The sequence below is a fragment of the Caldovatus aquaticus genome, assembly GCF_019458025.1.
In the GTDB taxonomy this organism is placed as follows: Bacteria; Pseudomonadota; Alphaproteobacteria; order Acetobacterales; family Acetobacteraceae; genus Caldovatus; species Caldovatus aquaticus.
The window spans coordinates 24,657-36,775 of record NZ_JAHZUY010000007.1; the positions used below are offsets into that span (position 1 = coordinate 24,657).

General features: G+C 74.2%; 11 protein-coding genes. 7 read left to right on the top strand and 4 right to left on the bottom strand.

Features of this window, described 5'->3' with window-relative positions; genetic code table 11:
- Positions 1-115: 115 nt before the first annotated feature.
- The 3 genes from K1J50_RS04895 to K1J50_RS04905 form a co-directional block, all read right to left on the bottom strand.
- Positions 116-1,096 (bottom strand): Bug family tripartite tricarboxylate transporter substrate binding protein, encoded by a 981-nt coding sequence (locus tag K1J50_RS04895; protein ID WP_220116320.1) that lies wholly within the window; start codon positions 1,094-1,096, stop codon positions 116-118.
- Positions 1,097-1,174: 78 nt separating this feature from the next.
- Positions 1,175-2,380 (bottom strand): CaiB/BaiF CoA transferase family protein, encoded by a 1,206-nt coding sequence (locus K1J50_RS04900; protein WP_220116321.1) that lies wholly within the window; start codon positions 2,378-2,380, stop codon positions 1,175-1,177.
- Entirely contained in the window at positions 2,377-3,252 is an 876-nt protein-coding gene (locus tag K1J50_RS04905; protein WP_255574937.1) for an FAS1-like dehydratase domain-containing protein, read from the bottom strand. The genes K1J50_RS04900 and K1J50_RS04905 overlap by 4 nt, the downstream gene beginning before the upstream one ends.
- Positions 3,253-3,434: 182 nt before the next feature.
- Between K1J50_RS04905 and K1J50_RS04910 the strand changes: the two genes are divergently transcribed.
- The 6 genes from K1J50_RS04910 to K1J50_RS04935 are packed head-to-tail and all read left to right on the top strand — an operon-like array spanning position 3,435 to position 9,802.
- Complete coding sequence (locus K1J50_RS04910; RefSeq protein WP_220116322.1) at positions 3,435-4,217, top strand: class II aldolase/adducin family protein; 783 nt, start codon at positions 3,435-3,437, stop codon at positions 4,215-4,217.
- A gap of 8 nt (positions 4,218-4,225) precedes the next feature.
- Positions 4,226-5,209 carry a Bug family tripartite tricarboxylate transporter substrate binding protein gene (locus K1J50_RS04915; RefSeq protein WP_220116323.1) on the top strand — a complete coding sequence of 328 codons (984 nt, stop codon included), beginning with the start codon at positions 4,226-4,228 and terminating at the stop codon, positions 5,207-5,209.
- Positions 5,206-6,192, top strand: coding sequence for a Bug family tripartite tricarboxylate transporter substrate binding protein (locus tag K1J50_RS04920; RefSeq protein WP_220116324.1), 987 nt, complete (start codon positions 5,206-5,208; stop codon positions 6,190-6,192). Before K1J50_RS04915 ends, K1J50_RS04920 begins: the two co-directional genes overlap by 4 nt.
- Positions 6,193-6,222: 30 nt before the next feature.
- A complete protein-coding gene (locus tag K1J50_RS04925; RefSeq protein WP_220116325.1) occupies positions 6,223-7,896 on the top strand; it encodes a thiamine pyrophosphate-dependent enzyme in 1,674 nt (557 codons plus the stop codon).
- The gene (locus K1J50_RS04930; protein WP_369413523.1) at positions 7,893-8,870 is read left to right on the top strand and encodes a Bug family tripartite tricarboxylate transporter substrate binding protein; all 978 of its coding nucleotides are present in this window, start codon (positions 7,893-7,895) and stop codon (positions 8,868-8,870) included. Before K1J50_RS04925 ends, K1J50_RS04930 begins: the two co-directional genes overlap by 4 nt.
- A gap of 14 nt (positions 8,871-8,884) precedes the next feature.
- Positions 8,885-9,802: an SMP-30/gluconolactonase/LRE family protein gene (locus K1J50_RS04935; protein WP_220116326.1), complete on the top strand. Its 918-nt coding sequence runs from the start codon at positions 8,885-8,887 to the stop codon at positions 9,800-9,802.
- Positions 9,803-10,491: 689 nt separating this feature from the next.
- On the opposite strand, the gene K1J50_RS04940 is transcribed toward K1J50_RS04935, so the two are convergent.
- Entirely contained in the window at positions 10,492-10,689 is a 198-nt protein-coding gene (locus K1J50_RS04940) for a hypothetical protein (protein ID WP_220116327.1), read from the bottom strand.
- A gap of 452 nt (positions 10,690-11,141) precedes the next feature.
- On the opposite strand from K1J50_RS04940, the gene K1J50_RS04945 reads away from it, so the two are divergent.
- Complete coding sequence (locus K1J50_RS04945; protein WP_220116328.1) at positions 11,142-12,116, top strand: Bug family tripartite tricarboxylate transporter substrate binding protein; 975 nt, start codon at positions 11,142-11,144, stop codon at positions 12,114-12,116.
- The last annotated feature ends 3 nt before the right edge of the window (positions 12,117-12,119 follow it).

Sequence of the window (12,119 nt, forward strand, 5' to 3'; positions counted from 1 at the left end):
GTGCCCCCTGGCAGAAGGGAGGCCCGTCCTGTCCGCGCGACCCGGTAGACCCCCCTCGCGCCGCGGCATCTTCCGCGCGCGTCGATCCCCGGCGGGCGAGACGGACCCGCGAAGGTCAGTCGGTCCGGACCCCCGCCGCGTCCGCGATGCGCTTCCACTTCTCGGATTCGCGCTGGACGATAGCGGCGAATTCCGCGGGCGAGGTCCAGGCCGCCTCCGCGCCCTGTGCGGCCAGGCCGTCGCGGACCTCGGGAGTCTCCGCGGCCCTGCGCACCGCCTCGGACAGGCGCGCCAGGATGGCCGGCGGCAGGCCCGCCGGGCCGACCAGGCAGTACCAGTTCTCGGCGAGCAGATCCGGATAGCCGAACTCTCCGGTTGTCGGCAGATCCGGCAGGGCGGCGCTGCGCCGCCGGCTCGCCATCGCCAGCGCGGCGAGGGTGCCGCCGCGGATATGCGGCATCAGCACCGGCAGGTCCGCGAACAGGAGCTGGATCTGGCCCGAGAGCAGATCGGTCACCGCCGGAGCAGCGCCGCGATAGGGCACCACCACCACGTCCGCGCCGGTCTGCACCTTGAACAGCTCGGCCGCGAGGTGCGACAGCCCGGCCGCGCCGGCGGTGCCGATGTTGAGCCGGCCGGGCTGGCGCCGCGCCAGGGCGACCAGCTCCGGCAGCGTCTTCACGCCGAGGCGGGGGTTCGCGACCAGCGCCTCGGGGACCCAGGTGACGACGCTGATCAGCGTGAAGTCGCCGGGCACCTTGTACGGCACGTTGCTGCTGACGTGGGGGCTGATCACCAGCGAGCCGCCATTGGTGATCACGAGGGTGTAGCCGTCCGGCGGCGAGCGCACGACCGCGTCGGTGCCGACCACCCCGCCCGCCCCGGCGCGGTTCTCGATCACCACCGGCTGGCCGAGCAGCGCGGAGAGCCGCGGCCCGTAGAGGCGGGCGATGATGTCGTTGGGCCCACCGGGCGGGAAGGGCACGACGAGGCGGATCGGCCGGCTCGGCCATTCCTGGGCGTGGACGATGCGTGGCGCAAGGGCCGGCGCGGCCGCGAGGGCGGCGCCGGAGAGCAGCAGTCCGCGACGGGTCATCCCGTTTCCTCCCCTCCGGTTCGTCGCAGTGTGCCGTCGCCGGGCGGGGTGGCAAGCCCGATCCTTCCGCCGGGGCGATCAGGCCGGATCGTCGAACAGCGCCCCCGCCTCGCGCAGCGCGGCGATTTCCGTTTCGGCGAAGCCCGACTCGCGCAGCACCGCCGCGCCGTCGGCGCCGAGCCGCGGCGCCGGGCGGGCGGGCGGCGCCTCGCCGCCGGAGAGGCGGTTCGCCGCGCCGATCGCGTAGGTCGGTCCCTCGGTCGGGTGCTCCTCCTCGCGGATCAGGCCGACGGCGCGCAGATGCGGGTCGCGCAGCAGGGATTCGATCGTGTTGTAGGGCATCGCCGGCACGTCGAGCCGGTCGAAGATCGCGAGCCACTCGGCGGTGGTGCGGCCCTTCAGCGCCTCGGCGCGCAGCGCGAAGTATTCCTCCGTGTGCGCGGTGCGCGCCGCGACGGTGGCGAAGCGCGGGTCGGTCTTGAGCTCCGGCCGGCCGATCGCGTCGAAGAAGGCGTGCGCCTGTGCGTCGGTGTTGGCGGAGAGGCAGATGTAGCCGTCGGCCGTCGGCAGAGGCCGCGCCTCCGGGCTCAGCACGCGGTGGTCGCCGAACGGGCCGATCGCCGGACGGAAGGACATGGCGCCGAGGTGCTCCATCAGCACGTAGGCCGCCATGTTCTCGAACATCGGCACCTCGATCGCCTCGCCGCGCCCGGTCCTCTCGCGTCGGTAGAGCGCGAAGCCGATGAGCTGCGCGGCGATCAGCCCGACCGTATGGTCGGCGATCAGCATCGGCACGTAGCGCGGCGCGCCGGTCGAGGCCTCGAAGCAGGCGGCGACGCCGGAGACGCCCTGGATCACCGTGTCGTAGGCCGGGCGCCCGGCATAGGGCCCGCGGGTGCCGAAGCCGACGATCGCGCAGTGGATCAGCCGCGGTGCCGCCTCCGCGAGCGTCGCCGCGTCCACGCCGAGGCGCCGCTGCGCCTCCGGCCGGACGTTGGTCACGAACACGTCCGCGGTCGCCGCCAGCCGCCGCAGCGCGGCGGCGCCGAGCGGGTGCTTGAGGTCGATGCAGAGCGAGCGCTTGCCGCGGTTGAAGTTGAGGAATTTGCCGGACATCCCCGGGCTGCGGCCCTTGCCGCCGAGGCGGCGCAGCAGGTCGCCCTCCGGCGGGCTCTCCAGCTTGACCACCTCGGCGCCGTGCTCGGCGAGGACGCCGGTGCAGACCGGGCCGACCACGACCGAGGAGAGGTCGAGCACGCGCACGCCCGCGAGCGGTCCGCTCATGCCGCGTACTCCACCTCGAGCCGCAGCGCCGGCGCGCCGGACTCGTCCTCGACCCAGAGCAGGGCAGCGCCGTGCGCGTCCGGCGCGGTGCCGAGGAGGCGCGCCGGCCGGCCGCAGATCAGCGGGCGCAGGGTGCGCGCGGCGTAGCGCCGCAGCATCGCCGCGCCGGCGCGGCGCAGCCCGGCCTCGATCAGCATCAGCGTGCTGAGGCCGCCGTTGACGACGAGGCCTGGGTAGCCCTCGATCTCGCGCGCATAGGCGAGGTCGTAGTGGATGCGGTGGCCGTTGAAGCCGAGGGCGGAGTAGCGGAACAGCAGCACCGGGTCGGTGCGGAACTCCTCCTGCCAGGCGGCGGCGGGCCAGGGCTCGGCGCGGTCGCCGCCCGGTCCGGCGGGCCGGCCGCCGGAGGCGGTCGCCGCCTCGCGATAGACGATGTCCTGCTCCTCCACCGCGACCACGCCGGCGGGGCCGCGGATGGTGTGGCGCACGGTGACGAAGACGAGCCGGCCGCTGCGCCCCTGCTTGGGCGTGATCGCCGCGATCTCCGAGCGCCGCACCAGCGCGTCCCCGATCCGCGGCGGCGCGGCGTAGCGGATGCGCCGGCCGGCGAGCATGCGCCGCGGCAGGGGAACGGGCGGCAGGAACTCGCCCTTGAGCGCGGCCCCGTCCGGGCCGAGGCGGCTCTGCGGCGCGGCATCGTCGAACAGCACGGCGATCCAGTGCGGCAGCACCGCCTCGCCGCGCGCGAGCGGGACGGCCTCGCGGTCGAGCAGCGCGGCGAGGCGGCGCATGGCCGGGGCGGTCAGCTCGTCCTCCACCTCGCGCGCCCGGCCGATCCAGCCGGCGAGATCCTCCAGCCCGTCGTCGCTCATGCCGCCCCGGCCTCCTCGAACAAGGGTCCTCCGCGCGTCACCATAGCGACGGCGTCGCCGCCGTCACCTCCCGCGCGCCCCGTCTTGCCCTTCGCCCCGGGAAGGCGGATCGTGCGGCGAAGTCCGGCCGCCGCGCGAACCGCCAGGCGACCGACTGCGGCCGGACGGGAGGAAGCTGCGCCATGACCCTGACCGGACGTCTCGCCATTGCCCCGATCCGCGCCTCGGTGAGCGACGCGGAGTGGCAGGCGCGCGTGGATCTCGCCGCCTGCTACCGGCTGTGCGACCTCTACGGCATGTCGGACATGATCTACACGCACATCACGGCGCGCGTGCCCGACAGCCCCGGCCACTTCCTGATCAACCCGAACGGCATGCTGTTCAGCGAGATCACCGCCTCCTCGCTGCTCAAGGTCTCGCTCGAGGGCGAGATCCTCTACAAGCCGGACCTGCCCTATGGCCTGCACCCGGCGGGCTTCACCATCCACAGCGCGATCTACCGCGCGCGGCCCGACGTGATGGCGGCGATGCACACCCACACGGTCGCGGGGATGGCGGTCTCCGCGCTGCAGTGCGGCCTGCTGCCGCTGACCCAGACGGCGACGCGGTTCTACGGCCGCATCGCCTATCACGACTTCCGCGGCCCCGAGCGCGACCCCTCCGAGCGCGAGGCGCTGGCGCGCTCGCTCGGCAAGCACAACTACTGCATCCTGCGCAACCACGGCCTCCTGACGGTGGGCGAGAGCGTGCCGGAGGCCTTCATCGCCATGTGGGGGCTGGAACGCGCCTGTCAGGCCCAGCTCGCGGCCATGGCCTGCAACACGCCGCTGAACATGCCCTCGGACGAGGTGGTGGCGAAGTCCTGCGCCATGTACGACCCGCCGAACTCGCGCCGCTACGGGCTGCTCGAGTGGCCGGCGCTGCTGCGCAAGCTCGACGCCACCGATCCCTCCTATCGCGACTGAGGCCCGCCATGCCCTCCCGCCGCACCGCGCTCCTCGGCGCCGCGCTCGGCCTGGGCGCCCTCGCGCCGCCTGCCTCGCGCGCCGCGCGCGCTGAGGAGGCGTGGCCGACGCGCCCGGTGCGCCTCGTCATCCCCTTCGCGCCCGGAGGGCCGATCGACACCACCGGGCGCCTGATCGCGGAGCCGCTGCGCGAGCGGCTCGGCCAGCCCTTCATCGTCGAGACGCGGCCGGGCGCGGGCGGCAGCCTGGGCGCGCGCTCGGTGGCCCAGTCCCCGCCGGACGGCTACACCTTCCTGCTCACCTCCTCCTCGCTCGCGATCAACCCGGCGATCCACCCGAACCAGGGCTTCGACCCGATCGCCGACCTCACGCCGGTGAGCCTGGTCACCGAGGTTCCGACGGCGATCGCGGTGCGCGCCGATTCGCGATTCCGCGGCCTTGCCGACCTCCTGGCCGAGGCGCGCGCCCGGCCGGGACGCGTCACCTACGGCTCGAGCGGCGTCGGATCGAGCAACCACCTCGCCGGCGCGCTGTTCGCCACCAGCGCGCGGCTCGACCTGCTGCACGTGCCCTATCGCGGCGCCGCGGTGGCGATGAACGCCCTCTATGCCGGCGACGTGGACCTGGTCTTCGCCAGCACCGTCGAGGTGATGCCGCACTGGCGCGACGGCCGTGCCCGCATCCTCGCGGTGACGACGCCGCGGCGCATCGCCCAGCTTCCCGACGTGCCGGCGGCGGCGGAGCTGGTGCCGGGCTACCACGCGCCGAACTGGTACGCGATGGCGGGGCCGCGCGCGCTCGGCCCGGCGATCGTCGCGCGTTTCGTGCGGGCGCTGCAGTCCCTTCGCGACCTGCCGCTGATCCGCGAGCGGTTCCACGCGGTCGGCACCGAGCCGCTGTTCCTCGGGCCGGAGGCGCTGGCGGCGCGGCTTGCCGAGGACGTGCCGAAATGGCGCCGCGTCGTCGCCGAGGCCGGGATCCGCGCCGAATGAGCGCGCTCCCGACGCCGCGCCGCCTGCTGCTCGCGACGGGCGCCGCGGCGGCCCTGCCGGCGCGGGCGCAGGTCCCGCAGGGCGGCGACTGGCCGGCGCGGGCCGTGCGCATCATCGTCCCCTTCGGCGCCGGCGGCCCGAACGACGTGATGGCGCGCATCGTGGCCGAGCGGCTGCGCGAGCGGCTCGGCCAGCCCTTCGTCGTCGAGAACCGCCCAGGCGCCGGCGGCAGCACCGGGGCGCTGATCGCCTCGCAGGCGGCGCCGGACGGGTACACCTTCCTGTTCCACAGCTCCGCCGTCGCCATCGCGCCGGCCCTCAACCCGCGCCAGGCGATCGACCCGCGCCGCGACCTCACCCCGGTCGCCCTCGTCGCCGACGTGCCGATGACCGTGGTGGCGCGGCCGGAGGCGCCGGGATTCGGCAGCCTCGCGGAGGCGATCGCGACCGCGCGCGCGGCGCCCGGGCGCGTCAGCGTCGCCACCGCTGGGGTGGGCAGCGCCAACCACCTCGCGCTGGCCCTGCTCAACGCGCTGGCCGGGATCGAGACGGTGCACGTGCCCTACCGCAGCACGGCGCAGTCGGTCACCGCGGTGATCTCGGGCGAGGTGAACCTCGCCTTCGCCGGGATCGTCGAGGCGCTCGGCCATTACCGCGAGCGGCGCGTGCGGCTGCTCGCCGTCACCACGGCGGAGCGCGCGGCAGCGCTGCCCGAGGTGCCGACCATCGGCGAGACGGTGCCGGGCTACGCCGTGCCGCTCTGGTTCGCGATCTGGGCGCCGCCCGGCCTGCCGCGGCCGATCCTCGCGCGGATCTCGGCCGAGCTCGCCGCGATGCGCGAGGTGCCGGCGGTGCGCGACCGCTTCCTCGCCCTTGGCGCGCCGCCGCTGATGGCCCCGCCCGAAACGCTCGCCGCCCGCGCCGCCGAGGAGGTGCCGCGCTGGCAGCGCGTGGTGGCCGAGGCCGGGATCCGCGTCGAGTGACCGCCGATCAAACGCAGGGGAAGAGAGACGATGAGCCGCACCGTGGGCCGCCTGCTGGCCGAGAGCCTGGAGGCGCATGGCGTTGACACGATCTTCTGCGTCCCGGGCGAGAGCTATCTCGGCCTGACCGACGCGCTGAGCGACGTGGAGAGCATTCGCCTGATCGTCTGCCGCCACGAGGGCGGCGCCGGCTTCATGGCGGTGGCCGACGGACGCATGAACGGCGGCCGCGCCGGGGTGCTTCTGGTCTCGCGCGGGCCCGGCCTCTCGAACGCGATGGTCGCCTTCCACACCGCCTACCACGACGCGACCCCGATGGTGGCGCTGATCGGCCAGGTGGAGCGGAAGGATTTCGGCCGGCTGGCGCTGCAGGAGCAGCACTACGGCCGCCTGCTCTGCGACGTCACCAAGGCGGTGATCGAGGTCAACGAGCCGGAGCAGGCGAGCGAGGCGGTCGCCCGCGCCTTCCACCTCGCCGAGAGCGGCACGCAGGGCCCGGTCGCGGTGATCCTGCCCGAGGACCTGTTCGACGAGCAGACCGACGCCCCGCTGGCGAAGCCGCGCCCGCGCGTGACCTCCGGCGCCACGCCGGAGGATATCGACCGGCTCGCGGCGATGGTCGCGCGCGCCGAGCGGCCGCTGGTGCTGGCGGGGGGCGCGCTGGCGGCGGAGGGCGAGGCGGCCGCGGCCGACCTGGCGAAGCTGGCCGAGGCCTGGGGCCTGCCGGTCTGCCCGACGCACCGGCGCCCGCACCTGTTCGACAGCCACCATCCGAACTACGGCGGCTACATGGGCATCCGCGTGCCCAAGGATCTGCTCGACGAGATGAAGCGCGCCGACCTGCTGGTCGCGCTCGGCGAGCGCCTCACCGATTCCGTCAGCCAGAGCTACACCTTCCCGACCGCGCCCGACCCGCAGCTTCCGCTCGTGCACGTCTGGCCGGACGCGAACGAGGTCGGGCGCGTCTGGCGCCCCGATCTCGGCATCGCGGCGAGCCCGCATGCGGTGATCCGCGCGCTGCTTGCCCGCCCGGCGCCGCCGGTGAGCGAGGTGCGGCGCGCCTGGGTTGCCGGGCTCCACGCGATCCATCGCCGCCTGATGGAGCCGCGCTGGGCGGAGACTCGCGACGGCGTGAACTTCGCCGCCGTGGTGTGCGAGGTGAACAGGCACCTCGCCCCGGACGCGGCGATCACCTCGGACGCCGGCAACTTCTCGAGCTTCCTCCACCGCTACCTGCGCTTCCGTCCGGGGCAGCAGTTCCTCGCCTCCGTCGTCGGCGCGATGGGCGCGGGCGTGCCGATGGCGGTGGCGGCGACCTTGCGCCGGCCGGGCAAGCAGGCGGTGGCCTTCGTCGGCGACGGCGGGATGCTGATGACCGGCAACGAGATCGCCACCGCCCGCCTCTACGAAACGGCGCCGATCATCATCGTCTCCGACAACCGGATGTACGGCACGATCGGCATGCACCACGAGGTGCGCTACCCGAACCGCCCCTACGCCTCGGCGACCAGCCTGAGGAACCCGGACTTCGCCGACTGGGCGCGCAGCTTCGGTGCCGAGGGTATCGCCATCCGCAGCGAATCGGAGGTCGAGGCGGGCATCGCCCGCGCCTTCGCGGTCAAGGACCGGCCGGTGGTGGTGCACGTGCACGCCTCGGCCGACCAGATGAGCGCCTGGCGCCGGCGCGGCGGGGCGCGCACGTGACGCGCCGCCGCGCCTTCGCCGCCGGGCTGGGTGCGGCCGCGCTCGGCCCGCGGCCGCCGGCGGCGCAGCCGGCTGGTGGCTTCCCGAGCCGGCCGATCCGCCTCGTCTCGCCCTATCCGCCGGGCGGCGGGACGGACACCACGGCACGGCTGATCGGCCCGCCGATGAGCGAGTTCCTCGGCCAGCCGATCGTGGTCGAGAACCGCCCCGGCGCGGGCGGGGCGATCGGCGCCGGCCATGTGGCGGAACAGCCGCCGGACGGGCACACCCTGCTGGTCGATTCGCTCGGCCATGTGGTGAACCCGCACCTGCTGCGCGGGCTCCGCTTCGACTACGCCGTCGCCTTCGCGCCGGTCAGCCTGGTGACGGTGCTGCGCCAGATCCTGGTGGTGCCGCCGAGCGTTCCCGCGGGCATCCTGGCGGAGTTCGTCGCCTGGGCGAAGGCGCGGCCCGGACGGCTCTCCTGGGGCTCCTCCGGCAATGCCACCGGCTCGCATCTCGCCGGCGTGCTGTTCACCCGCGCCGCGGGGCTCGACATGACGCACGTGCCCTATCGCGGCGGCTCGGCGGTGCTGCCGGACCTGCTCGCCGGCAACATCGTCTTCGCCTTCGCCACCGTCTCGGTGGGCAGCCAGCTCGTGCGCGACGGGCGGCTGAAGGGCCTCGCCATCGCCTCGCGCGAGCGCGTCGCCTCGCTGCCGGGGATCGCCACGATGGCGGAACTCGGCTTCCCGATGGCGGACATGGACGAGTGGAACGTCCTGACCTCGCCGGCCGGCACGCCTCCGGCCGTGCTCGCGCGGCTGCACCAGGCGGTGCGCCACGCCCTCGCCCAGCCCCACGTCCGGGACCGCTTCGCCCAGATCGGCGCCGTCACCGTCGGCAGCTCCCCGGAGGAGGCCGCGCGCTTCGTGGCCGAGAGGCGCGAGGCGCTGGGCCGGCTGGTGCGCGAGGCGCACATCACCATCGAATAGGAGAGCCGCGCCGCATGTTCGCCGCCCCGCCCGAGATCGCGACCCGGGTCCACACGGAAGTGCCGCCGGAGCTGCGCCTGAAGGGGCGGGCGGCCGAGTTCTTCCACAACCGGGCGCCGGGCGACTCCTTCCTCGAAGGCCCCGCCTTCGACCGCGAGGGCCATCTCTGGCTCGCCGACATTCCCTTCGGCCGCCTGTTCCGCGTCGCGCCGGACGGGCGCTGGACGGTCGCGCTCGAATACGACGGCGAGCCCAACGGCCTCGCCCTGCATCGCGACGGCCGCGTCTTCATCGCCGACCACAAGCGCGGCCTGCTGGTTTTCGACCCGCGCAGCGGCAGGCTGGATGCGGTGCTGACGCGGGTGCGGCGCGAGGGGTTCAAGGGCCTCAACGACCTCACCTTCGCGCGCAACGGCGACCTCTACTTCACCGACCAGGGGCAGAGCTCGCTGCGCGACCCCACGGGCCGCGTCTTCCGCCTGCGTGCCGCCGACGGGCGCCTCGAATGCCTGCTCGACAACGTCCCGAGCCCGAACGGCCTGGCGCTGACCGGCGACGAGCGCACGCTCTACGTCTGCGTCACCCGCGCCAACCAGATCTGGCGCGTGCCGCTGGAGGCGGACGGCGGCGTCGGACGCGTCGGCGTCTTTCTCCAGCTCTCGGGCAGCCTCGGCGGGCCGGACGGCATGGCGATGGACGCCGAGGACAACCTGGCGATCGCCCATGTCGGGCTCGGCACGGTCTGGCTGTTCTCGCGCCTCGGCGAGCCGCTGGCGCGGCTGCGCTCGCCGCGCGGGCTGTGGACGACGAATGTCTGCTACGGCGGGCCGGAGGGACGCACGCTGTTCATCACCGTCTCCGACACGGGGGTCGTGCTCGCCGCCGACATGCCGGTCGCTGGCCGGACGCTCTACTCGCATCAGGAGGCGTGACGGGCGCCGGCGGCTTCGCGTGGCGCGAAGCGGGTGACGCGAAGCCCGCGGCGCGGGACACGGCATCGAATCGGTATGCCCTGGCCGTGCGCTTCACTGCGCGGAGTCGGGCTTGACCCAGGAGGCACGTACGCCGACCGCGGCCTTGCGTCCGCGCTCACGGCGGCGGCACGGCGGAACTGCGCGATGCGGATGCCGGCGCAGGAGCCGACGAAGACGCGATCCGCGGCGCTCGTCTCCGGCGGCGCGGCCTATACCGACGCCAGGAAGGCTAAAGCGCGCCGCATGGCGTCGCGGTACGCTGGATCCGCGCGGCGTCGGCCGGATCAGGCACGCCCCGGTCATCGGCAAGGCGTCCCCAGGCTGATGCCCGGACCGACCATCGGCACGATCCCGGCCGGTCGCGCGTCACTTCGCAGTCCACCAAGGCGTCGGGGTCGCTCGGCAGCGCATGCCGGCGCACCGGCGCACGTTTCAACTCCGTGCCCTGCGAAGCGAAGGGGCGGCCTGCGAAGAAAGCAAAGGCGCTCTCGTGCCGCGACACCATGCCCCCAGGCGCGCCAACCTTGACGGACCTGTTGCGGGCCGTGAGCCGGCCCTCGACCGAGAGCCCGCGGATGGCGATCAGGCATGCGCGATGCGTGCTCCATCGCTTTGCCGGTACCGATGCCGGGGGAGGATGGCGAGGATCACCACTCCGCCGCCGCGCCGGACCAGGGGCCTCGACCGTGGTCCGCATCGCCCTCGGCATGGGCCGCCGCAGCGCCGGTCACGACGATGCCGAAGACGAACGCGGCGAGCGCCAACCTGCGTGGAGGTGTGACCGCCGGGCAGCCGAGCGCCATGCCTCTTTGGATCAGTCCGCTCTCCGGCCCGACGACGGGCATGATGCCTCGGCACTCGCTTTTTCGGCCGAGCAGTAGGGGCCGCGCGCCTTCCCTCTTCCGCATCGGCGCCTCGGTCATGGCGCCGTGGCCGGGTCCGGCATCGCGGCGACGTTGCGTGCCTTGATGGGCAGGTAGGGGACGGGGGCGGCGAAGATGTGCTCCGGCTGCATGGGCTGAGGCCGCGCCGGCGCAGCGCGGCGAAGGCGGTCGGGCCGCCCTCCTGCACGAAATGCCGTTCCGCGCCGAGCAAAGTCGCGCTGTCCTCCGGCTCCCGGATGCGGCGGTCGGTGCGATCTTCTCGCGCGGCATGCTCGGCGCGTCGGCGCGCGGCAGCCGGTGGCGGGAGCGGGTCTTTCCTTGCCTCGGATGCGATCCCGCGCCGGCGTGATCCGGGGCGGCGGCCTTGCCAGCAGCGTGCCCAGGCGCCACGCTTGCGGGAAAGGGAGGAAGCGATGCGACGACGTGCCTTGCTTGCCGGACTGTCCGGCGCCGCCCTGCCGGTCGGCGACGCCCTCTCGCAGCCGGCGCCGTGGGTCCCGAGCCGCCCGATGCGCCTCGTCGTTCCCTGGCCGCCCGCCGGCACCACGGACATCGTGGCGCGGATGCTCGCGCCCCAGCTCGCCGAGGCGCTCGGGCAGCCGGTCGTCGTGGAGAACCGTGCCGGGGCCGCCGGCCTGATCGGCACCGAGGCGATCGTGCGCGCCGAACCGGACGGCCACGCCTTCGGATTCATCATCAGCACCCACGTCGCCAACGCGCATCTGGTGCGCCAGCACCCCTTCCATCCGGTTCGCGACGTCACGCCCCTGGTCTGGGTGGTGAACGTCAGCAACATCCTGGTCGTACCGAGCGCCTCGCCGATCCGCACGGTGCGGGAATTCGCCGAGCATGGGCGGCGCAGCGCGCGGCCGACCACCTTCGCTTCGTCCGGAACCGGGACCTCGACCCACTTCTCCGGGGAGATGTTCCGCCTCGGCACCGGCATCCCGATGCAACACGTGCCCTACCGCGGCGGCGGGCCGGCGCTGACCGACCTCATCGCCGGCAACGTGGACGCGATGTTCGGCAACGCCACCTCCACCCTGCCGCACGTGCGCGCCGGGCGGCTGCGGCCGCTCGCGGTCACGGCGGGGCGGCGCACCGCGCATCTGCCCGAGGTGCCGACGGTGGCGGAGACGGTGCTGCCGGGCTTCGAGATCGCCGAGTGGTACGGCCTGATCGGCCCGCGCGGCATGCCGGAAGCGGCGGTGCGACGACTGAACGCGGAAGTGAACCGCATCGTCACCCAGCCGGCGATGCGGGCGCGGCTGCTGGAGCAGGGGGCGGAGGTGGTGGGCGGCACGCCGGAGGAGTTCGGCGCGCTGATCGCGCGCGACCTCGAGAAGATCGGCGAGGTGATCCGCGCCGCCGGCATCACGATGGATTGAGGA